Origin of the sequence: Streptomyces flaveus (assembly GCF_014647675.1) — a bacterium.
Taxonomy (GTDB): Bacteria; Actinomycetota; Actinomycetes; order Streptomycetales; family Streptomycetaceae; genus Streptomyces; species Streptomyces flaveus.
Genome location: NZ_BMPQ01000053.1, coordinates 16,446 through 36,246, shown reverse-complemented (window position 1 = coordinate 36,246; position 19,801 = coordinate 16,446). Strand labels below are relative to the sequence as shown.

Genomic DNA, 19,801 nt, shown 5'->3' with positions numbered 1-19,801 from the left:
AACGCCCCATACCACGTCAACGAGCCCAAGCCCCGGAAGCAACACGTAGATTTCCGACGGCCCCTATTACTGCGTTTTGAGAGGGCGGAATGGGAGTGCATAGGAGTTTTGTCGTCACCTGAACGTGTGGCGGTGCGGCATCCTGGCCGGTCGGGGGCCATGGCATGTTGGGCTGGTCGCCGTGAGTGAGCGCAAGCCCTACAAGACCGACGTGAGCGACGAGCAGTGGGCGCTGGTCGAGCCGGTGATCGCCGCGTGGAAGGCCGCGCATCCCTCGGTCAGCGGCCATCAGGGCCGGTACGAGATGCGGGAGATTGTCAACGCACTGCTTTACCAGGGCCGGACCGGCTGCCAGTGGGAGCTGCTCCCACACGACTTTCCGCCGCCCGGCGCGGTGAAGTACTACTTCTACACCTGGCGTGACGACGGCATCGATCAGACCATTCACGACCTGCTGCGCTGGCAGGTGCGGGAAATGGCGCGCCGGAAGGCGGACCCGAGCCTGGTGGTGCTCGATACCCAGAGCGTGCACGCGGCGGCCGGGGTGCCCGCCGGGTCGACGGGGCGTGATGCGGCAAAAAAAGTACCGGGCCGCAAGCGCGGCCTGGCCGTTGACGTTCTGGGGTTGGTGATCGCGGTGGTCGTTGTGGCCGCGTCGGCGCACGAGAACGCCGTCGGGATCGCGCTGCTGGACAAGGTCGCCGCCGACACCGACGCCGTGGAGAAAGCCCTGGTCGACCAGGGTTTCAAGAACGCCGTCGTCGCGCACGGGGAGAAGGTGGGCATCGAGGTGGAGGTCGTGGAGCGTAATCCCGCGCAGACCGGGTTCGTTCCCCAGGCCAAGCGGTGGGTGGTGGAGCGCGCGTATGGGATCTTGATGCTGCACCGCAGGCTGGTGCGCGACTACGAGCATCTGCCCCGCAGTTCGGAGTCGCGGGTGTACTGGGCGATGACCGCGGTGATATTGCGCCGGCTGACCGGGGCGACCGTGCCGGCCTGGCGCACCGCATGACCGGCGGAGAGCTGACGCTCGGCGCGGTGCTGGCGCGGCTGGAGGAGCGGGAACGGGAGATCACCGCGCAGGCCGAGACGATGCGGGAACAGATCACGCAGCTGACCACACAGCTCGGCGAACTCGGCCGGGCCGCCGAGGAAATCCGGATCACCCGCAAGACACTGCTGGAACTGCCCGATCCGCAGCCGCCCGCGCCCCCGGCACCGAAATTGCCGGACCATCCGGCCTACCAGCAGATCATGGCGGTGTTCGCCACCGCTGACCATCCGCTGCGGGCGCGGCAGGTCTGCGAGGCGATGGACCTGACGATCGCGCCGAACAACGTCAACAACATTCGCCTGAAGCTCAAGCGGCTGACCGACCGCGGGATCCTCGTCGAGATCGAGCAGGGCTTGTTCACCCAGCCCCGGCCATAGCCGTCCGCCACCGCCGCGGCCCGCCCGCTCACCACAGACGCAACGAAGAATCGAGCATCAATTCTCATACCGCCCTCTGAAGGATCTTGGAGCCTCGCCGTTCGGTTCCTTGTCGCCTTCGAGTGGCCTTAGGTGATTTCTACTGGGCGCCCAGTCGCTTGTTCATCGTGTCGAGTGTCGGCCAGGGAGGTCCGTCGTGCAGTGCGCGCAGGAACGCTTCTCCGTTGAGCCTCCCGTTCGGAAACTCGTCGCCCAGCTCCCAACGCCAGGCTGCGACCATCGCGAGGACGAGCTGGCGGCACTCGTCCAGCAGCCCTTGGTCGAGGTTCGGATAGTGCCCGCAGACCATCTCGGGAGCATGGGCGAGGTCGAACTCGACAGGTCCACGGCAGCACGTCTCAAAGTCGATGAACAACGGGCCGTTTGCCGTGCTGAGCACATTGCCTGGATGCGGCTCGCCGTGGAGCAGTTGCTCCACGGCGCCGCGCTCCTCGATCGCCTTGCGCAGGCTTGCGAGTCTGCCGCTGAGGAAGACGCGTTCTGTGTCGGCGAGCTCCGGCGAACGTTCCGGGTCGGCAACGACGTCTTCTGCCTCCGTGATGCGGCCGGTGAACCGTTGGCTGGGCACCTCGGCCTCGCGCATACCGGCGTGCAGCCGCTCCAGCGCCTGGGCGTAGTCGACTGGTGAGAGGTGAGGTGTCACGGGCTCGTAGTAGATCCACAGCGTCACGGCGAAGCCATCGCGGGTGTACACGACCGGGTCCGCCCGGGGCTCCAGGGGACACACCGGGCTTCCGATCTCGGTGAGCCGCCGAGCGAGCTCGACTTCGAACTGTGCAACCTCTTGTCCCACAGGGGCGACCCGGGCAAAGACGTCGCATGGCGTCAGCCGCAGGGCCAGCTTGTTCGAGTTGTGGAGCACGACTGCGTCGCTGACGGGCAGGCCGAGCGATACGGCGACCGCAGTCGCAGCCGCCTTCGCACGCGTGACGTTGGACATCTCCATTCCCAGATCCTGGCGTACCGGCCGCCGGTAGTCTCCTCGATTTCTGCGTCAGGCACGGATCGGCTTGCGCGGCGGCCGCACACGTTCCGGTGACATCCACAGTGACATCGCGTCACATACCGCCCTCTGAGATCCTCGACTTCGAGAAGACCCTGGCCCTGGCGGACTCGTTGGCGGAGGCCAGCGACCGGCTGACCGCCGGTCAGAAGATCAGCGGACCGGCCGCCGACCGCTACATCGCCGCCGCGCACGAGTTCACCGACCGCTACGGGGGCGGTTTCGCCACCAAGGGCCAGATGAAGGCCCTCCGCAACAACCCCCGGCTGCAGATCTTCGAAGACCCGCAGGCTCTGCTGACCTGCAATCTCGACCCCTACAAGGCTTTGTGCGACCCGGACCTGGCCTCCAGCGCCAAGCCGTCCATGCGGACACCGAACTGGAACCGCTGCAACCCCGCGTGCGCGAACATCTCCCGCACCGACACCCACATCGACCGTGCGCGAGAGCAACTCGCCCAGATCGACGCCGACTGCACCGACCCGCACCTGCCCTACCCGGTGCGCCGCCGGCTCGACCTGTGCCGCGCCAACAGAGAGAAGATCATTCAGGAGCACGTGGCCTCACCAGGCCGGGTCGCCAGCAAGGACAGCACATGACGACAGCCCAGGACGACGCACCAGCCCCTACCGGGCAGGACAGCGACAGCGCGGATGCGGCCGCGCCACCAGCCTCCGTCGGTATCGCCGAGACGGTGGGCCGGGTCCTCGCAATGGCCGCCGCCGCAGCAAGCCCCTCGCGGCCCGGCGATGCCGCCGAGATCGAAGCCATCACCGACGCGATGATCCGGCTCCTGGTGGGGACGCCGCTGCGCTCCGACGGCCAGTTGACCATCAAGTCACTCGCCCAGGAAGCCGGCCTCAAGCGCAACAAACTCACCCACAAGCACACCGGGTTGAAAGACCTGTTCTACGCCCTGGTCCGGATGCAGGACGCCCGCCCCAAGGTCGTCGACGACCTGAAGCGGAAGAACGACGAACTGCAGCACAAGCTCTCCCGCCTGCGCGCCGAGCACAACCAGCTGCGTACCGACTTCCAGCAGCTGGTGCGGGTGGTACACGTCCTGGAGATCGAGAACCAGCAGCTACGGCAGTCCGCTGGCAGCGACGGTGTCGTTCGGGTGCTGCCCGTCCAGCACCAGCCGCAAGATCGGTGAGAAGCTGCTTGACGTCCAGTTTGAGTGGGATAGCAGATAGTCGATGGTGTGCGACTGAGCGGGCGCCGCCGTCGCCGACGGGCTCTTGGCGATCACCAACAGCGACAGGACCAAGACACACAAGCTCTTCTCGCAGGGCCCGCATACTTCTCGGATGGGTGCGGATCCTTTCGAGGGGCAGCTGAGCTGGGAAGACGCTGATTGACGTGTGGTCGGTGCCGTCGTACTTCTACCGTGGCGAGGTGGAGGTGGGGCGCGATGGTGTCGTTGCCGGAAGAGCTCCAGGCGCGGGAGGCCGCGGCTCGACAGCGGGTGGAAGACTCCAGGTCGAGGCTGCGGAGTTGGCTGTGCGGCTGGAGCAGGCCCCTCCCCCAGCCCCGACCAGCAGAACTACAGCCTCACCGCTTGATCCCGACCGCCACTTCAGAGGATCCGCACCAAACGACACTACGACCTGTACCCCAGCCAGCCAGGCACCTCGTCGTTCCCGGTGTGGTGCAGGGGCTGTTCGATGTCAGTCGGCCTGGGGGCGGTGCCACGTCCTGGCGCCGTACTGGACGGCGAGGCGGAGCGCGAGGTGGATCTGCAGGCGCTGTTCGCTGAGGGGAGCGGGCAGCAGCTCCTCGATGCGGTGCATCCGGTAGACGATCGTGTTGCGGTGCACGTGCTGCTCCTCGGCGGTGCGGATCAGGCTCTGGCCGGTTTCCAGATAGCTGAGGAGGGTGGCCCGGTGCTCGGCGGCGGTCGGGTCGTCCTTGGCGAGGGGGCCGAGCGTCTCCTGGACGTACCACCGGACGCGTTCCAGATCTGCGGAGACCGTGGCCGGCAGGCTGACGGTGTGCCAGTCTGTGACGTCGTCGGGTGTGGGCGTGGCTTCGACGACGCGTGCGGTGTCGAGCGCCTGCAGGTGGGTGCGCCGAAATCCGTCGGCGCCGGGTGCTGACGGCCCGATGACCGCGCGGGTGCCTGCGAGCGCGGGCCGTACGGAGGTCAGAGCCTTCCGCTCCCGGTCTCCGGGGCGCAGGGCGCGGCTCAGCCAGGCCCAGAGCCGGTCTCCCTCAGCGGTGACCGTGAGCAGGGTGGCGCCGGGCAGCCGGTCGGCGAACTGGGCGGCCACGCGGTTCAGCCGTGGGCCGGTGGCTCCACCGGGCCGCCACAGCACGATGCCCGTGTGGTGGTGGCCGAGGGTGAGGCCGAGGTCCCGCTCGGCGCGGTCGATGTCGAGGGGACGACGGTCGAGGATGGCCTGGACGGTGGCCCGCTGCCAGGCCGCCCTCCCCTCGGCGAGGCGCTCGCGTTCGGCCAGGTAGTCCCCGACCACCAAGGTGATGGTGCTGTCCATGACCTCGGCGACCGTCAGCGGTACGGCGGCCAGGGCCTCGGCGGGCAGGGTGGGCCCCATGCGGGCCAGCAGCTGCTCCAGCCAGAGCCGCTGGCATTCGCGCATGCTGCGGACGACCGTGTCGAAGGGAACCGCCTGCTCGGCGGCGGAGGCCGCGATCTGCCGGTAAGTGTCGGTGACATCAGGCTGGAAGTCGTGGCCGGAGAGTCTGGCCAGGATCTCCAGCAGCAGGGCCTCGCAGGAGCGGTGGATCGCCTGGACTGGCAGGTCGGTACGCTCCGACTCCTTCAGGACGACCGTTTCCAGAGCGCGGGCGCCCCATTCGACGGCCCAGGCCACGGGCCCCGGGCCCAGGACACGGGTGGCCTCCTCCAGGGCGTCCGTGCCCAGGGCCGCACGAGCCGATGCGGCCCTGGGGCGCGGCCCGGGACTGAGTGCCGCGATCGCGGCGGCGATGTCCCCGGCAGCTGGCTTCCGCACGGCATTCCCTCGCTTCTTCCCAGGTCAGACGTGCTGCGGCCCTGGTGTGGTCATCGTAGGGGGATCAGATGGAGGCCGGGAGGTACAGCCAGTCCGTGTGGGTGTAGTCGTCGGCGGCGCGGCTGGTGAGGATGTGGTTGCGCAACGTCCTGCCGACGCCGTCGGTGTGCCAGATCTCGCCCCAGGTGCGGGCCGTGGTCTGGCATCGGGTGGCCCGAGGTATCCGCCCCTGCTCGTACGCGGCGAAGCCCTTGGTGAAGTCGTCACCATGCTCGGCGAGCCCGTGGCCGAGGGCTTCGGCGTCCTCCAGGGCCTGGCAAGCGCCCTGCCCGAGGTACTGGAGCATGGGGTGGGCCGCGTCGCCGAGGAGGGCCACCCGGCCGGTGGTCCAGCGGTCGAGGGGTTGGCGGTCGTAGGTCTTCCAGTGCCGGCTGCGGTCGACAAGCGCCACGCCACGGCGCACGTCGTCGCACGCGGTGGCGAAGCGGGCGTCCAGTTCCTCGGGGCCGCCCCAGTCGTCCTTGCCCTGCTGAAAGGAGTCGCTGTGGAAGACGGCGACTGTGTTGTACAGCTCGCCGCGCCGGATCGGGTACTGGATCATGTGCATGCCGGGCCCGATCCACAGCACCACGCTGTCACCGTCGATCCCCGCGCCGAGGTCGCCCACGGGCATGGTGCCGCGGTAGGCGGCGTACCCGGAACACACCGGCTCGTCGTCGGCGATCAGCTTCCGCACACGGGAGTTGAGGCCATCGGCGCCGATCACCGCATCCGCTGCATAGGCGCTTCCGTCCGCGCACTCGACACGCACGATGTCGCCGTCGAGTTCCCGAACCGCTACGACCTCCTTGCCGTTCTCCAGGACGATTCGGTCGCTGGCCCGACAGGCGTCGAGCAGGATGTCGAGCAGGTCGCTGCGGTGCATCACCGCATACGGCGCCTGGTAGCGCTCCCGGAAGGCGGGACCGAAATCGAGCGAGGTCAGGTACTTCCCGGTGAGGGCGTCCATGAAGACGCCGCGGCCGGGGAGGACTGCGACCTCCTCGATGCGCTCGTACAGGCCCAGGTTCATCAGGACCCGGATGGCGTTGGGGCCGACCTGGAGGCCGGCGCCGATCTCGGTGAAGGCAGGTGCGCGTTCCAGCAGCCGGACCGGCCGCCCGGCGCGGGCGGCGGCGAGCGCGGTGGCCATCCCGCCGATGCCGCCCCCGATGACGAGCAGCCCGGTGCGCTCGGTGTGGGTCGTCATGGTGTCTCCGTAGGTCTTGGACGGCATGGGCCGTACGTCGCTGACGGCACAGGCCGTGGGTCTCAGAAGGCGCAGGTCACTTGCCGCGCTCGGGGGCGGGCGGCGGCACAGGACCACGACCGGCTCCTCCGGTCGGGCAGGGCACCGCACCCTCGGCGGACACCTCCACGGACAGGCGCCCGATGCGGTCCACGGTCAGCTCGACGCTGTCGCCGTCCTCGACCGGGGCGACGCCGGCGGGGGTGCCCGTCGTCACCACGTCACCGGGTTCCAGCACGGTGACGGTGGAGGCGTACGCGAGGAAGCGCGCCGCGGACCAGATCAGGTCCCGGGTGTTGGCCTTCTGCCGGAGCTCACCGTTGACGGTCAGCTCCAGGTCCACGTCCTCGGGCGAGCCGAGCTCGTCCGGGGTGACGATCCACGGCCCCATCGGGGTGAAGGTGTCGAAGGACTTACGGGTGGAGCGGTCCTCGCCGCCGCGCATGGTCATGTCCATCAGGCCGGTGTAGCCAAAGACATGGTTCAGAGCCTGCTCCGGGGGGATGTGGCTGGCGCGGCGGCCGACAATGAGCGCGAACTCGGCCTCGTGGTCGAAACGCCGGTCGATGTAGGGCAGACGGACCGTGCCGCCGGGGTCGAGGATCGAGGACGGCGACTTGAGGAAGAAGCCGAGCGAGCTGATGTGGAAGGCCTCGTTCATCTCGGACTGGTGGTCGCGGTAGTTGACCGGCGCCGCGACGATCTTCGTCGGGTCGGCCACCGGGGCCAGCAGCCGCACGTCCTCCAACGGGCGGCCCGCGTCCGGGCCGAGCTCGGCTACCAGCTGCTCCACAAGCGGCCGTACGGCGGTGAAGTGGGTGATCAGCCGGCGGGTGAGGCTGTAGGGGGCCCGGTACGGGAGCGCGTCGAGCTGAGCGGTGATCTGGTCGGTGACGTCGAGGACGCGGTCGTGGACGACGACGCCGATACGGTCATCGTCGAAGCGGGCGATGCGCATGAGAATCTCCTGGCTGGGTTGGTGAGACGTCGGTGACAGGTCGGGAAAGGGGCGGGCTCAGCCGGCGTCGGTCTCGGCCCGAAACAGGGACAGGGCCTCCAGAACTGGGGCGTCGCTGACCGAGAACAGGTCCATGGGCTCGTCGGCGAGGACGCGTACGGAGGTCCAGGACGGGATGGCGATGAGGTCGCCCGGGGCGAGGGCGTGCGGGACGCCGTCCAGCTCGACGGCGCCCGTGCCGCGGAAGACCGCGACCAGCGCCGAGCCGGTGCGCCGCTCGGCTGGGGCGGTGTGACCGGGCAGGTAGCGGTGCATCTCGCAGCGCATGGTGGGCATCACGTCCCGCCCGTTGGTGGGGTCGGCGAAACGGACGTGAGCGTGACCTGTCCGCCCGGCCTTCGAACCCGCTTCGGCCAGCTGGTCGGTGAGGGCACGGTCGGTGTCCGCCCACTGGTAGCGCAACAGCGGGGAGTGTGCGGGGGCCGGCGCGGTCGAACCGCCGGGAAGCAGGCCCGGACCGCCTCCGAACCGGCGCTCGGAGGCGGAGCGCGCGGCGGTCGCGGACGGGACCGTACGCCCCTGGCCCGGCTCGAAGAACACCGCGTCCAGCGCCTCGACGAGCGGCAGGTCCAGCGCGTCGAACCACGTCATCGACGTGTCACCGGGGTTGTGGTGCTCGTGCCAGGTCCAGCTCGGCGTGAGGACCAGGTCCCCTGCGGACATGTGCAGTGGGTCGCCGTCCACGAGGGTCCACACGCCCTCGCCCTCCAGTACGAAACGCAGCGCGGCCGGTGTGTGGCGGTGTGCGGGAGCGGTCTCGCCGGGGCCGAGGTACTGCACGGCGCCCCACAGCGTGGAGGTGGCGTAGGGGACACCGCCCAGGCCCGGGTTGCTCAGCGACAGCACCCGGCGGTCGCCACCCCGGTCGACCGGCACCAGCTCTCCGGCCCGCTCTCCGAGCTCACGCAGTTCCTTGCCACGCCAGCGGTGGGGCACGGCCTTCACCTTCGGGGCCGGGGTGAGCAGCCCGCTCAATTCCCACAAGGGCTGGAGATCCTTGTGGGCGATGTCCTCGTACAGGGCATCCAGAGCAGCGTCATTGGGTGCTTCGAACCGACGTGTTGCCATGTCCGCATCTCCATTTCTGGCGATTCTTAGTTCGTGCGGTTACTAAATGCTTGGAGTGGCCGCATGCTCCTCGCACGGAGCGCCTATGCCGCGCTCATCCGGTGGAGCAGTGCGAGCAGTTCGGCGCGCTCGTCGTCCGTGAGGTCCTGCGTCAGCCTGCGCTGGACGTCCAGGACAGCGGGCATCACTTCGTACAGCACTCGCAGTCCTTCGTCCGTCACGGTGAGCAGCTTGCGACGGCCGTCATGCGGGTCCGGCTCGCGCCGTACCTCACCGCGGGCGATCAGACGCTTGACGATCTCGCCCGCCGGCGCTTTGGCCAGGGCCACTTGTTCGGCGAGGGTCGTCTGGTCGATGCCCGGTTCGCGGGCGAGCCGGTAGAGCACGCCGTACTGAGGCGAGGTCAGCCGAATCCCCACGGCATCTGCCCAGTAGCGGGTGTGCCGCTGCTGAGCGGCCCGGATCAGGTGGCCGGGGATGTGCGCGGGGTCGGCGGGCAGACCGACCAGCACCGCGCCGGACGCCGTGGAGGTCCAGGCGCCGGGAGCGACACCGGCGACCGTTCGCAGCAGATGCAGCAGCCGGCCGGTCTCCTCGGGCCTCAGGTCCGTGGTCAACCGCAGCTGTACCTGGGCGACCCAGGGGGCCAGATACGTGAACGCGGTTTGTCCTTCGCCAGTGAGCCGCAAGGCATTGCGGCGGGCATCGGCGACGGTGCGCTCGCGGGCGACCAGGCCCGCCTGTTCCATCCGGGCCACCAGCTCCGCGACGGTGGCCTTGTCCAGGCTCAGCGCCTCGCCCAGGGTGCGCTGGTCGATGCCCGGACGCATCCGCAGCCGGTGCAGTACGGCGAACTGCGGCGAGGTGAACCCGTCGGGCACCAACTCCTGCCAGAGCCTGTCGTGGACCTGCTGGACTGTGCGCAACAGGCTGCCCACGGCGAAGACCGCCTCGTCCGGGAGCGTGCCTGCCGACCCCTGTACCACCTCGCACCGCTCCCTTCGGTGTTCGCCGCCCGCGACGCCCCGGTCCGCGGCAGAGTAGCGGGCCGGCTGCGCAGAAAGCCGGGTGGCCTGCCGCGTCACAGTGCCGTCGCCCGTTCCGTACGGCGTTCAGGGTCGGGCCGCATACCGGTGTCGATGGTGACGCTGCCGCCCATGACCCGCGACACGCATACGCACATCCGCTCGCCGCCCGCCTTCTGGCGCTCGCTGACGAAGACGTCCCGATGGTCGAGCACGCCGTCGCAGCGGACCACGGGCACCGAGCACAGTCCGCACTCCCCGCGCCGACAGTCGTACATCATCTCGACGCCCGCCTCCCGCAGAGCGTCCAGCATGGAGGTGTCCGCGGCGACGCTCACGCGCTCGCCGGTCTCCATGACCTCGACGGTGAAGGTCTCGGCCGCGTGCCCGCCTCCGAGTTTGTGCCAGCAGGCATCCGCCAGAGCAGCGGCCGTACCGCTCGCCTGCCGGAACAGCACCAGGTTGTGGCCGCACACGGTGCGGGCCACGGGCTGCGACCCCAGCTCCCCGCTCCGCGCGGCGGCGTACCAGCCGTTGGCAGGCCAGCCGGGATCGGCGAATGAAGCGACCGCCTGAGGCCGTGAGGGCGCGGTAAGGGACATGGCGCTTCTCCTTGCCGTGCGTCGTCGGGACACGGCCGCGAGTCCGTGACACGAAAGTTCGTGCCATTACGACTATTGGTCGTCGAAGCGACAGGGGCGTCAACCCCTGGAAACAACGCGAGGAACGGATCGGCGAAATTCTGTACCCGGCGTACAACGAGGCATCCCATCTTTGGACGACGGGCCCAATTCCCTCGCTGTCGCACCGCCTCATCGTGAGGTTCTCCAGGTGTGCGCCGGAAACATCGCCTTCACGCCCCCGTACACCTGGCGCTCCCCCTCCCCGACGGGCCCACGGCGCCGCGTCTTTGCGCACCGCACTGTGGCCGCACGGGCGGACCCCTTCACACCGAAAGAGACAGATCATGGACCTGCGTTACGACACTCTCTACATCGGCGGGACGTGGGCCACGCCCAGCACGGACCGCACGATCGTGCCGGTCAACGCCAGCACCGAGGAACCGCTGGGCCACGTGCCCGAGGGCGCCGAGGCGGACATCGACGCGGCCGTGGCCGCCGCACGCCATGCGTTCGACGAGCCCGGCGGCTGGGCCAGTTGGGAGCCGGCCCGGCGTGCCGAGGTCATGGAGCGGCTGGCCCATGCGATGGAGCAGCGCGCAGACGGCTTCGTGGAGCGCGTCAGCAGCCAAAACGGCATGCCGGTCGTGGTCTCACGGCAGTTGGAGGCCGACTTCCCGGCCGCGATCCTGCGCTACTACGCACAGCTGGCGCGCGGCCTGGAGACGAGCGAGACGCGCACGGCGTTGCTCGGCGGATCCGTGGAAGTCCGCAAGAACCCAATCGGGGTGGTGGCGGCCATCGCCCCGTGGAACTTCCCGCAGACACTGTCCATGCTCAAGATCGCGCCCGCGATGGCGACCGGCTGCACACTCGTCCTCAAACCGTCCCCGGAGACCGTGCTCGACGCCTTCCTGCTGGCCGAGGCCGCGGAGGAGGCCGGGGTGCCGGCCGGCGTCCTCAACATCGTCCCCGCGGGCCGGGAGGTCGGCGCCTACTTGGTCGCCCACCCCGGTGTGGACAAGGTGGCCTTCACCGGCTCCACCGCCGCTGGGCGCGCCATCGCCGAGACCTGCGGCCGTCTGCTGCGGCCGGTCAGCCTGGAGCTCGGCGGCAAGTCCGCGGCGATCGTCCTGGACGACGCAGACCTGGACCTGGCGAAGATCGGCCAGGACCTGTTCTCCGCCACCCTCCTCAACAACGGCCAGACCTGCTTCCTCGGCACCCGCGTCCTCGCCCCGCACAGCCGCTACAGCGAGGTCGTGGACACCTTCACCGCGCTCGTCGAGTCCCTCACGATCGGCGACGCGCTCTCGGAGGCCACCCGCATCGGCCCGATGGCCACAGCGCTTCACCGCGACCGCGTGGAGTCCTACATCGCCAAGGGCCAGGCCGAGGGCGGCCGCGTCACGACCGGCGGCGGACGTCCCGCGGACCGGGACAAGGGCTGGTTCGTCCAGCCGACCGTCTTCGCCGACGTCGACAACAACGCCACCATCGCCCGCGAGGAGATCTTCGGCCCGGTCCTCTCCGTCATCGCCTACGACGACGTCGATCACGCCGTCAGCATCGCCAACGACTCCGACTACGGCCTCGGTGGCACCGTCTGGACCTCCGACCCCGAGCGTGGCGCGGCCGTCGCCCGCCGCGTCCACACCGGCACCATCGGCGTCAACCACTACCTCCCCGACCCCGCCGGACCGTTCGGCGGCATCAAGGCCAGCGGCATGGGCCGCGAGTTCGGCCCCGAGGGGCTTGCCGGATACCTGCAACTCCAGACCGTCTACCTCTGACCGACCCGGGCGAACGCCGTGCGAGGCCCAGCGGGCGCCTCGCACGCAGCCCCTTCGCGCGCTCCTGTACGCCGCGTACAGGGGCCCGCCCAGACCTTGGCCCCGGCAACCGATGCCTGCGGCACTGGCTGCCGGAAGGGTGGCGTGCACGGGATGAAAGACCCGGAAAGGACACGATCATGAAGCAGCCGCGCAGGTGGATCGCCCAGCGGATCGAACAGCTGGATCCGGAGACCGACTACGTGGAGATCTGGCGCCTGACGAGCACCTACGGCCTGACGGACTTCGCACTGAACCTGGTCTACACCCACCTGTTCCCGCACTTCTACGTCCCTCGGCACGGGGCTCAGCCGCTGTGGAACAAGGGGGACGGCAAGGTGCTCGAGCGGGCTACGCAGCGCGTGGAGGACACTGTCCGCAACAATCTCCTCTGGTGGCACTACGGCCCGCACCACCCCAAAACGCAGAAGTCGGTGGAGGGCATCAACAAGCTGCACGCCTTCCACGCCAAGCGTTATCCGGGCAGCTTCGCCCACATGGACGACTACGTCTACACCCTCTGCTTCAGCGCCGCAGCCCTGCATCGCTTCAACCTCAAACTGGGGCTGCCCGGGTACACCGAGAAGCAGAAGATCGCCGCGCACCGCTTCTGGTTCGAGATGTCCAAGCTCTTCACCGACGAGCACGGCAACACGATCATGGACATGCCTGAGGACTGGGACTCCCTGATGGCCTTCGTCGACGAGTTCGAGAACCGGCCCTGGCCTGAGAACGACGAGGGCCGCTGGGTCACGCTGGCCATCCTGGACCAGTTCGCCTACCGGAACTTCCCCAGGCCACTGCACGGCCTGGCCCGCGCTCTGGCCACGTCGACGATGCACCCGACCACCTGGCGGGTCCACGGCATGACCCCGCCCCCCGCACCTGTCCGGGCCCTGCTCCTGAAGACCACGGGACTGGCCCTGCGCATCCAGCAGACCCTACTGCCGGATCCCACGACCAACTACCAGGAGGCGATGGAGACACAGACACGGCAGGAACGCCGCGACCGGTCCGATGGCATCCGCCGTCTCGACGAGGACTTCTCCACGTACTTCCGCAAGCGCCACGGCCTGCCCCCGCGCGGAGCCTCCGCGGAAACGGCGGCCCAGGTCCCCGCCGAGACCTCCTTCACCGCCTGAACACTGTGACCGGCCTGGCGCCGATCGCCCACGACGGCACGACCGGGACCACCGTTCAGTTCCTTCCCAGTGAGTCACTACCCGCGGCGGCCATCCCGACCGCCGGTGACCTGACCCGGTTCGCCACCTCGTGGCCCCACCTCACTCTCGAGGTCCACGACAGACACATCGAATGAGTCAACGCCACCTCGCCGCAGGGCGGCGGCGTAACTCATCTGGAGAACGATCACTCCCGTCCTGGGGAACGATCTCCGCGACCCCCCAAGACCCCCTGACCAAGCCCACTCAAGAACGCCCCGTGCGGGTGTTGGTGAACTCGCAGGTCGCTGAGCGTGTGAAGGGCTACATTTCTGACGATGAGGGCATGCGGTTGTTGTGGTTCATCCGCAGGGGCACCGGTTCGGCAGTGATGTGAGCGCGGGCCCGGATGGTGCTGTTATCCGTGCGGGCATGCCGGCGGCGAAGATCGCGGAGGTGTCGTTGACCAGCGCGGACTGGGTCCGGGACGTGATCCATGACTTCTCGGCGGACGGCTTTTCGTAGTCGCTACGTCGGTGTGCTCGGGGTCGCCTCGACGTGCCCAGTGGTGCCGCTCGGCTGTGTCGGCTCCGTGAACTGCTCGAACAGCGTGACGGCGGCCCGGGTCAGGAGGGACCAGCCGTCCTGTCGCTCCGGGTCGTCCAGATCGGCGTATCCGGCGATCCAACGCATATGGAAGCCGTCGAGCAGGGCCGCGAGAGTGGTGGCGAGGTGTTCGACCTTGTAGGGCGCGCGCATCCGCAGTCCGTAGGCGTCGAGCAGGGCCTGGTACGCCTCACAGGCGACCTTGGTGAACGAATCGCCGTAATGCCCCAGAGCCTCGCGCACACGCGGGTTGGCCGCGCTGGCGTAGAAGCCGAGCATCACGCGGTAGATCGGGTCGACGCGGTGGTTCTCGTGGTTGTGGGTGAGTACGTCGTTGAGCGCCTCCTGCCACGTGATGCCGTTGTCGATTGCTTCCTCGAAGCGGCGGATGCTGTCCGGCAGGCTCGGGACCAGCTCGGCCTGGCGGGTGGTGAGGTGGAAAAGGAGTTCCGCCTGGAAATCCGCCTGTGCCGGCCAGATCTGGTAGATCGATCCGGTCGTGATCGCCGGTGCCCGGCCGTCGCCCAGCCGCTCCCGCATGATGCGCGTGGCTTCCTCGGTGACCTGCTTCACGCGGATATGGGCGAGGGCGGCAGAGACGGCTGCCTCACTGGTGTCACCCGTGCCGGCGCATACGAGCTTGGTGGCCGCTTCGAGCATCAGCGCCCGCGTCTCCTCAAGGGAACGCCGCGGGAGCCGGCGCCGCCCAGCTTCCGTTGTCATGCCCTGCCCCTCCCCATTGCATGATCGTTAATTCGGTGTCACCAAGGCGTTGACACGGCGCAAAGCCTACACCTAGATTCCAGCTCCGTAAGAAAGTTACGAAAGCTCGAAAGGCTGAATGAGCAGGCCTTTCGTGCCTCCGCACCGGTCACCCCGGTCCGCCAACAGACTTCTCGCTGCCTTCCGCCTCTCCTTCCGCATGCCCCGCCGGGCACCGCCCTGCCCTTGTTCCCATCACGGAGGATCCCCGCATGCCCGCAACCTCACGTCCCCGAAGACTGGTCCTCGTCTCCGCCGTCACGACGTCCCTGCTGGGCATCTCGGCGTGCGGAGGTTCGAGCACACCCGCATCGACATCGACCGCCGGCTCGCAGGCCTCCTCCTCCGCTGCGGACTCCCGCCCGTCGAGCGCCGTCGTGACCGACTACCTGCGTTACGTCGGGGGGAAGGAGGCAAAGGCCGACAAGAGCCTTTCCCCCGTCGGCCTGGGCTGGGTGAACGTGGAGGGCGGCCCTGGAGGCAACCCCGAGGCGACCGCGGGCGCCCGCGCCGCCGTGAAGTACGTCAACGAGAAGCTGGGCGGGATCGGTGGGCATCCGCTGGAACTGAAGGTCTGCACCGTGGTGTCGGCAGAGGAGGAGGGGCAGAAGTGCGGCCAGCAACTGCTCGGCGACAAGAGTGTCTCCGCCATCGGTGTCGGCAATCTCTACCTCGGTGACGCTTCCTTCAACGCCGTGGTCGCGGGCAAGAAGCCGGTGCTGGTCGGGGTGGCGACGGGCCCGACCATGCCCACGGCGAAGAACACTTTCAGCACCTTCGGCGACCTGCCGCACATCTTCGGCGCCTGGGGGACGTACTCCCGCGACGTGCTGAAGGCGAAGACCGCGGCGGTGATCCACACGAACACGCCAGGAGACAAGATCGCCTCCAGCGCGGCGGTAAAGGGCCTCAAGGCCGCCGGTCTGAAGGTGAAGTCCGTCGGATTCGACGCCCAGGCCACCGATCTCATCGGCCCGGTCACCGCGGCGGGCGCGAGCACGGCCGACGTCGTCGTGCCCATCACCATCGGTTCCGGATGCGTCGGCGTGGCCAAGGCCCTGAAGCAGCTGGGGGTCACCAAGCCGGTGGTCGCGACCCCCCTGTGCATGTCTCCGGACGTCGCCCAGGGCCTCGGCGGCGACCTGCCCGCCTGGACGTACGGGGTCGCCCAGACCTTGACGGCCGACTCCTCGGCAGCCGACTCCAAGGCGTTCCTGACCGCCTCGGCACAGGTGGGGCTGAAGAAGGACACGGCGGCCAAGGTCTTCGCACCGCTGGGCTGGAGCACGGTGTTGACGTACGCCAAGATCTTCAACGCCGTCGGCCCCGACAAGATCACCCCCGCGACGGTCACCGAGCAGCTGAAGAAGTTCACCGGGCCGGTCATCATGGGCGCTGCCGAGGTCAAGTGCGGCAAGTACAAGGACGCCCCCGCGGTCTGCAACGACCAGGCGCGGTTCTACCAGTACCAGGGCAAGGGCCAGTTCAAGCCGCTGACCGACTGGATTCGCCCGCCCCAGTGAGCCCCGCTCTCACCCTCCCACGAGCCCTCGGGCTCACCCCCGTGCCGACGGTGCAGCCGTCCCTCCCCAACGGAGCACCGTCGGCACGGGACTCCCACAGTCGTGACAGGAGTCATGCATGGATCAGATCCTGCTCTTCGCCGTGCTCGGACTCGGCCAGGGAGCGTTGATCGCCGGTATCGCGCTCGGCGTCGTGGTGACATACCGGGGCTCGGGCATCATCAACCTGTCCACCGGCGCCGTCGCCATGGCCTCGGCCTACATCTTCTGGGCGCTCACCTCTGGCTTCTTCGGCTTCACCCTGCCGACCGTGGCCGCTCTCATCGGAGCGCTCGTGGCCGCGCTCGCCGTCGGAGTGCTCATAGAGGTGGCGGTGTTCCGGCCGCTGCGCACCGTCTCGCCGCGTCGCTCGGCGTCCTGGCCGCGCCCATCGTCCAGGTCGACTCCATCACCCTCCCTCTCCAGGTCGTCCCCGCTCTCGCCGCCGCCCTCTTCGCCGGGTTCACGTCGCTGTGGATCGCCTGCACGGCGGGCATCCTCATCGGAGTGCTGCAGTCGATCGTGTACTACCTCTCCACGCAGAGCTGGTTCCCGACCGACAACGGCAACGCCATGCCGGGCCTTCAGCAGCTGCTGGTCTTCGTTCTGATGGTGGTCGCCCTGTACGTCCGGGGCGCCGGCCTGCCGCGCCGCGGGGAAGCCATCGAACAGAGACTGCCCGCCGTCCCCCTGCCCGAACGGCTGCTACGTCCCGCCCTGTTGGCCGCGGTCGTGGCCGCAGGAGCCTTGGTGGTACTGCCCTTCGACTTCCGTCAGGCCCTCACCAACTCGATGATCGGCATGGTCATCGTCCTGTCGTACGTCGTCATCACCGGTTACGTCGGACAGATCTCCGTGATGCAGCTGGCCATCTCCGGCACTGCTGGCTTCGCCCTCTCCCACTTCGCGGTCCAGTTGCGCATTCCCTTCCCCTTCGACGCCCTCGGCGCCACCTTGCTGGCCACACTGCTCGGCGTGGCCGCGGGTATCTCCGCCCTCCGGGTCCGCGGTGTGAGCCTCGCCGTCGTCACCCTGGCCGCCGCCCTGGCCATGGAACAGGCCCTGTTCGGCAACACCTCCTTCGGCGGCACCGCCGGTGTGTCCGTACCCCCGCCTCGCCTGTTCGGGGTGAACCTCGGCCCGGGAGCGGACTTCCGCGGTCTGGACGGCAACGAGCCCAGCCCCATGTTCGGATTCCTCGTGCTGGCCGTCACCGTCGTTCTCGGAATGTACGTCGCCCATCTGCGGCGCACCGGTCTCGGCAGACGCATGCTCGCGGTCCGCTCCAACGAACGGGCCGCGGCGGCGGCGGGAGTCGACGTACGGGCCGTGAAGATCGCCGCCTTCGCCATCAGCTCCTTCATCGCCAGCGTCGCCGGCACCCTGTACGGCTACAACTTCGGCTCTGTCAGCGCGGCCCGGTTCACCGCGCTGGCCGCTCTGGGCCTCATCGGCTTCGCCTATATCGGCGGCATCACCATGGTGTCCGGAGCCGTGATCGCGGGACTGATGTCGACCGAGGCACTGCTGCCGCACGCGCTGGACAAATGGTTCGGGATCAAGGGGACTTGGGCGCTGCTGTTCGGCGGGGTGTCCCTGATCGTGACGCTGATCGCCAACCCCGACGGAATCGCGGGCGCCACCCACCGCCGCAGGACGGCGAAGAGAGCCGCACGTGCCGCGGCCCAGGTGAGTACGCCGGGTGGCACTCACCCCGCCGGGGAGCACCACGCACCCGCGGCGCTCGACACCACGGAGGTCGCCTCGTGAACGTACTGTCGGTCCAGTCGGTCAGTGTCAGTTATGGCGGGGTGCACGCACTGAGCGAGGTGTCCCTGGACGTCGAGCAAGGCCAACTCGTCGGGCTGATCGGTCCGAACGGCGCCGGCAAGACCACCTTCGTGGACGCCGTCACCGGCCTCGTCACGGCGCGTGGACGGATGAAACTGGACGGCCAGGACCTCACCGGTCTGCCGCCGCACGCGCGAGCACGACGCGGCCTCGCCCGTACTTTCCAGAGCAGCGAGCTCTTCGAGGACCTCACGGTCGCGGAGAACCTTCAGATCACGGCGGACCGGCCGAGCTGGTGGAGAGCTCTCGGCGAAACGCTCGGCCGCCGCGTGTCGCCCAACTCCGCCGCCGCACAGGCCCTGTCAGCCCTGGGGCTTGAGGATCTCGCGCACGCCTCGGCCCACCAGCTGTCCCAAGGACAGCGCAAACTCGTCGGCGTGGCCCGGGCCCTGGCCGCCGGACCGCGCGTCGTCTGCCTCGACGAACCCGCTGCCGGGCTGGACACAGCGGAGAGCGCCGAACTCGGACGCCGCCTGCGTGCCATCGCGGACGACGGAACATCACTGCTCCTCATCGACCACGACATGAGTCTCGTCATGGGCATCTGTGACCACGTGGTCGTCCTGGAATTCGGCAAGGTCATCGCCTCCGGGCCACCCGCGCAGGTCCGCACCGACCCGGCCGTCATCACCGCCTACCTGGGGGCCTCCGCGGTCCAGCCCACCGCTGCCTCCCGGCAGCACGGCGGCACGCCATCCGCCGACGGCCCGTCCAAGGTCGTCACCACCACACCGGAGCCATCATGAGCACCCCTGTTCTCGAGGTGAGGGGACTCACCGCCGGATACGACGGTGCACCTGTCATCCGCGACGTCGCCCTGACCGTGGCGGCGGGACAAGTCGTCGCCCTGCTTGGAGCCAACGGAGCCGGGAAGACCACCACGTTGAAGGCCATCTCCGCACTGCTGCGCCCCATGGCCGGCACGGTCACCTTCGCCGGTTCGCCCCTCGACAGAATCCCGGCCGCCACCCGCGCCCGTCTCGGCGTAGCCCATGTCCCCGAGGGACGGGGCATCTTCTCCGGTCTCACCGTGGCGGAACATCTGCGCCTCGGTCATCGGGGAGAGCGCCTGGACGAGGCCGCCGCCTACCGTTACTTCCCTGTCCTGTCCCGCCTCAAGGACCGCAGGGCAGGCCTGCTCTCCGGCGGCGAGCAACAGATGCTCGCCATGGGGCGCGCACTGACCCGGCGCCCGAAACTGCTTCTGCTCGACGAACTCAGCCTCGGCCTGGCACCCATCATCGTGGAGGAGCTGCTCCCCGTCGTACGGCGCTACGCGGACGACTCCGGCTGCGGAGTACTGCTCGTCGAACAGCACGTCGGCCTGGCCCTCGAGGTCGCGGACCACGGCTACGTCCTCTCCCACGGCGAAATCACCACCCACGCCGCGGCCCGGGAACTCGATGCCGACCAGGCCAGGATCGTCGCCGGCTATCTCGGCGAACACCCCGTCTGATCCATCCGCCCCCCGGACCTCAAACACGGCCTCTCAGCCACGGCCGACCACTCAGGACACCCGGCCCGGCACTCGAAGCTG

18 protein-coding genes and 1 pseudogene are annotated in these 19,801 nt (G+C 68.9%); 11 read left to right on the top strand and 8 right to left on the bottom strand.

Annotated elements, in window-relative coordinates; all coding sequences use genetic code 11:
• Nucleotides 1-181: 181 nt before the first annotated feature.
• The gene (locus tag IEZ21_RS44900; protein ID WP_189327578.1) at nucleotides 182-1,012 is read left to right on the top strand and encodes an IS5 family transposase; all 831 of its coding nucleotides are present in this window, start codon (nucleotides 182-184) and stop codon (nucleotides 1,010-1,012) included.
• Nucleotides 1,009-1,431, top strand: coding sequence for a hypothetical protein (locus IEZ21_RS44895; protein WP_189327577.1), 423 nt, complete (start codon nucleotides 1,009-1,011; stop codon nucleotides 1,429-1,431). The genes IEZ21_RS44900 and IEZ21_RS44895 overlap by 4 nt, the downstream gene beginning before the upstream one ends.
• A gap of 139 nt (nucleotides 1,432-1,570) precedes the next feature.
• Here IEZ21_RS44895 and IEZ21_RS44890 read toward each other — a convergent pair whose 3' ends face one another.
• A complete protein-coding gene (locus IEZ21_RS44890; RefSeq protein WP_189327576.1) occupies nucleotides 1,571-2,437 on the bottom strand; it encodes a phosphotransferase family protein in 867 nt (288 codons plus the stop codon).
• Nucleotides 2,438-2,526: 89 nt separating this feature from the next.
• On the opposite strand from IEZ21_RS44890, the gene IEZ21_RS44885 reads away from it, so the two are divergent.
• Together IEZ21_RS44885 and IEZ21_RS47140 are read left to right on the top strand one after the other, a co-directional pair.
• A complete protein-coding gene (locus IEZ21_RS44885; RefSeq protein WP_189327575.1) occupies nucleotides 2,527-3,093 on the top strand; it encodes a hypothetical protein in 567 nt (188 codons plus the stop codon).
• Entirely contained in the window at nucleotides 3,090-3,650 is a 561-nt protein-coding gene (locus IEZ21_RS47140) for a hypothetical protein (protein WP_213089431.1), read from the top strand. The genes IEZ21_RS44885 and IEZ21_RS47140 overlap by 4 nt, the downstream gene beginning before the upstream one ends.
• A 514-nt stretch (nucleotides 3,651-4,164) precedes the next feature.
• Here the strand turns inward: IEZ21_RS47140 and IEZ21_RS44875 are convergent.
• From IEZ21_RS44875 to IEZ21_RS44850, 6 genes are all read right to left on the bottom strand, one after another.
• Nucleotides 4,165-5,472: a PucR family transcriptional regulator gene (locus IEZ21_RS44875; protein WP_189327574.1), complete on the bottom strand. Its 1,308-nt coding sequence runs from the start codon at nucleotides 5,470-5,472 to the stop codon at nucleotides 4,165-4,167.
• A 64-nt stretch (nucleotides 5,473-5,536) separates the two neighbouring features.
• The gene (locus tag IEZ21_RS44870) at nucleotides 5,537-6,721 is read right to left on the bottom strand and encodes an FAD-dependent monooxygenase (protein WP_189327573.1); all 1,185 of its coding nucleotides are present in this window, start codon (nucleotides 6,719-6,721) and stop codon (nucleotides 5,537-5,539) included.
• A gap of 76 nt (nucleotides 6,722-6,797) precedes the next feature.
• The gene (locus IEZ21_RS44865) at nucleotides 6,798-7,718 is read right to left on the bottom strand and encodes a fumarylacetoacetate hydrolase family protein (protein ID WP_189327572.1); all 921 of its coding nucleotides are present in this window, start codon (nucleotides 7,716-7,718) and stop codon (nucleotides 6,798-6,800) included.
• A 57-nt stretch (nucleotides 7,719-7,775) separates the two neighbouring features.
• Complete coding sequence (locus IEZ21_RS44860; RefSeq protein WP_189327571.1) at nucleotides 7,776-8,846, bottom strand: cupin domain-containing protein; 1,071 nt, start codon at nucleotides 8,844-8,846, stop codon at nucleotides 7,776-7,778.
• Nucleotides 8,847-8,929: 83 nt separating this feature from the next.
• Nucleotides 8,930-9,832: a MarR family winged helix-turn-helix transcriptional regulator gene (locus tag IEZ21_RS44855; protein ID WP_189327570.1), complete on the bottom strand. Its 903-nt coding sequence runs from the start codon at nucleotides 9,830-9,832 to the stop codon at nucleotides 8,930-8,932.
• A 95-nt stretch (nucleotides 9,833-9,927) separates the two neighbouring features.
• On the bottom strand, nucleotides 9,928-10,473 hold the full coding sequence (locus tag IEZ21_RS44850) for a 2Fe-2S iron-sulfur cluster-binding protein (RefSeq protein WP_189327569.1): 546 nt from the start codon (nucleotides 10,471-10,473) through the stop codon (nucleotides 9,928-9,930).
• 365 nt (nucleotides 10,474-10,838) lie between these two features.
• Between IEZ21_RS44850 and IEZ21_RS44845 the strand changes: the two genes are divergently transcribed.
• From IEZ21_RS44845 to IEZ21_RS49050, 3 genes and pseudogenes are all read left to right on the top strand, one after another.
• Nucleotides 10,839-12,284 (top strand): aldehyde dehydrogenase, encoded by a 1,446-nt coding sequence (locus tag IEZ21_RS44845; protein ID WP_189327568.1) that lies wholly within the window; start codon nucleotides 10,839-10,841, stop codon nucleotides 12,282-12,284.
• Between the two features lie 179 nt (nucleotides 12,285-12,463).
• Nucleotides 12,464-13,465: a hypothetical protein gene (locus IEZ21_RS44840; protein ID WP_189327567.1), complete on the top strand. Its 1,002-nt coding sequence runs from the start codon at nucleotides 12,464-12,466 to the stop codon at nucleotides 13,463-13,465.
• A 364-nt stretch (nucleotides 13,466-13,829) separates the two neighbouring features.
• A pseudogene (locus IEZ21_RS49050) lies at nucleotides 13,830-14,002 on the top strand (IS630 family transposase); the annotation flags it as partial.
• Between the two features lie 9 nt (nucleotides 14,003-14,011).
• Here the strand turns inward: IEZ21_RS49050 and IEZ21_RS44835 are convergent.
• Nucleotides 14,012-14,812, bottom strand: coding sequence for a hypothetical protein (locus IEZ21_RS44835; protein ID WP_189327566.1), 801 nt, complete (start codon nucleotides 14,810-14,812; stop codon nucleotides 14,012-14,014).
• A 251-nt stretch (nucleotides 14,813-15,063) separates the two neighbouring features.
• On the opposite strand from IEZ21_RS44835, the gene IEZ21_RS44830 reads away from it, so the two are divergent.
• The 4 genes from IEZ21_RS44830 to IEZ21_RS44815 all read left to right on the top strand — a co-directional run bounded on the left by IEZ21_RS44830 (nucleotide 15,064) and on the right by IEZ21_RS44815 (nucleotide 19,720).
• Nucleotides 15,064-16,374: an ABC transporter substrate-binding protein gene (locus tag IEZ21_RS44830; RefSeq protein ID WP_189327565.1), complete on the top strand. Its 1,311-nt coding sequence runs from the start codon at nucleotides 15,064-15,066 to the stop codon at nucleotides 16,372-16,374.
• A gap of 546 nt (nucleotides 16,375-16,920) precedes the next feature.
• Nucleotides 16,921-18,183 carry a branched-chain amino acid ABC transporter permease gene (locus tag IEZ21_RS44825; RefSeq protein ID WP_246568891.1) on the top strand — a complete coding sequence of 421 codons (1,263 nt, stop codon included), beginning with the start codon at nucleotides 16,921-16,923 and terminating at the stop codon, nucleotides 18,181-18,183.
• A complete protein-coding gene (locus IEZ21_RS44820; protein ID WP_189327564.1) occupies nucleotides 18,180-19,010 on the top strand; it encodes an ABC transporter ATP-binding protein in 831 nt (276 codons plus the stop codon). The genes IEZ21_RS44825 and IEZ21_RS44820 overlap by 4 nt, the downstream gene beginning before the upstream one ends.
• Complete coding sequence (locus tag IEZ21_RS44815) at nucleotides 19,007-19,720, top strand: ABC transporter ATP-binding protein (RefSeq protein ID WP_189327563.1); 714 nt, start codon at nucleotides 19,007-19,009, stop codon at nucleotides 19,718-19,720. The genes IEZ21_RS44820 and IEZ21_RS44815 overlap by 4 nt, the downstream gene beginning before the upstream one ends.
• The last annotated feature ends 81 nt before the right edge of the window (nucleotides 19,721-19,801 follow it).

What these genes read in the sequence shown, in the direction of transcription:
- IEZ21_RS44895 (WP_189327577.1), top strand. Translation starts at nt 1,009, where the DNA reads ATGACCGGCGGAGAGCTGACGCTCGGCGCGGTGCTGGCGCGGCTGGAG.
- IEZ21_RS44890 (WP_189327576.1), bottom strand. Translation starts at nt 2,437, where the DNA reads ATGGAGATGTCCAACGTCACGCGTGCGAAGGCGGCTGCGACTGCGGTC.
- IEZ21_RS47140 (WP_213089431.1), top strand. Translation starts at nt 3,090, where the DNA reads ATGACGACAGCCCAGGACGACGCACCAGCCCCTACCGGGCAGGACAGC.
- IEZ21_RS44870 (WP_189327573.1), bottom strand. Translation starts at nt 6,721, where the DNA reads ATGACGACCCACACCGAGCGCACCGGGCTGCTCGTCATCGGGGGCGGC.
- IEZ21_RS44865 (WP_189327572.1), bottom strand. Translation starts at nt 7,718, where the DNA reads ATGCGCATCGCCCGCTTCGACGATGACCGTATCGGCGTCGTCGTCCAC.
- IEZ21_RS44860 (WP_189327571.1), bottom strand. Translation starts at nt 8,846, where the DNA reads ATGGCAACACGTCGGTTCGAAGCACCCAATGACGCTGCTCTGGATGCC.
- IEZ21_RS44850 (WP_189327569.1), bottom strand. Translation starts at nt 10,473, where the DNA reads ATGTCCCTTACCGCGCCCTCACGGCCTCAGGCGGTCGCTTCATTCGCC.
- IEZ21_RS44845 (WP_189327568.1), top strand. Translation starts at nt 10,839, where the DNA reads ATGGACCTGCGTTACGACACTCTCTACATCGGCGGGACGTGGGCCACG.
- IEZ21_RS44840 (WP_189327567.1), top strand. Translation starts at nt 12,464, where the DNA reads ATGAAGCAGCCGCGCAGGTGGATCGCCCAGCGGATCGAACAGCTGGAT.
- IEZ21_RS44835 (WP_189327566.1), bottom strand. Translation starts at nt 14,812, where the DNA reads ATGACAACGGAAGCTGGGCGGCGCCGGCTCCCGCGGCGTTCCCTTGAG.
- IEZ21_RS44830 (WP_189327565.1), top strand. Translation starts at nt 15,064, where the DNA reads ATGCCCGCAACCTCACGTCCCCGAAGACTGGTCCTCGTCTCCGCCGTC.
- IEZ21_RS44815 (WP_189327563.1), top strand. Translation starts at nt 19,007, where the DNA reads ATGAGCACCCCTGTTCTCGAGGTGAGGGGACTCACCGCCGGATACGAC.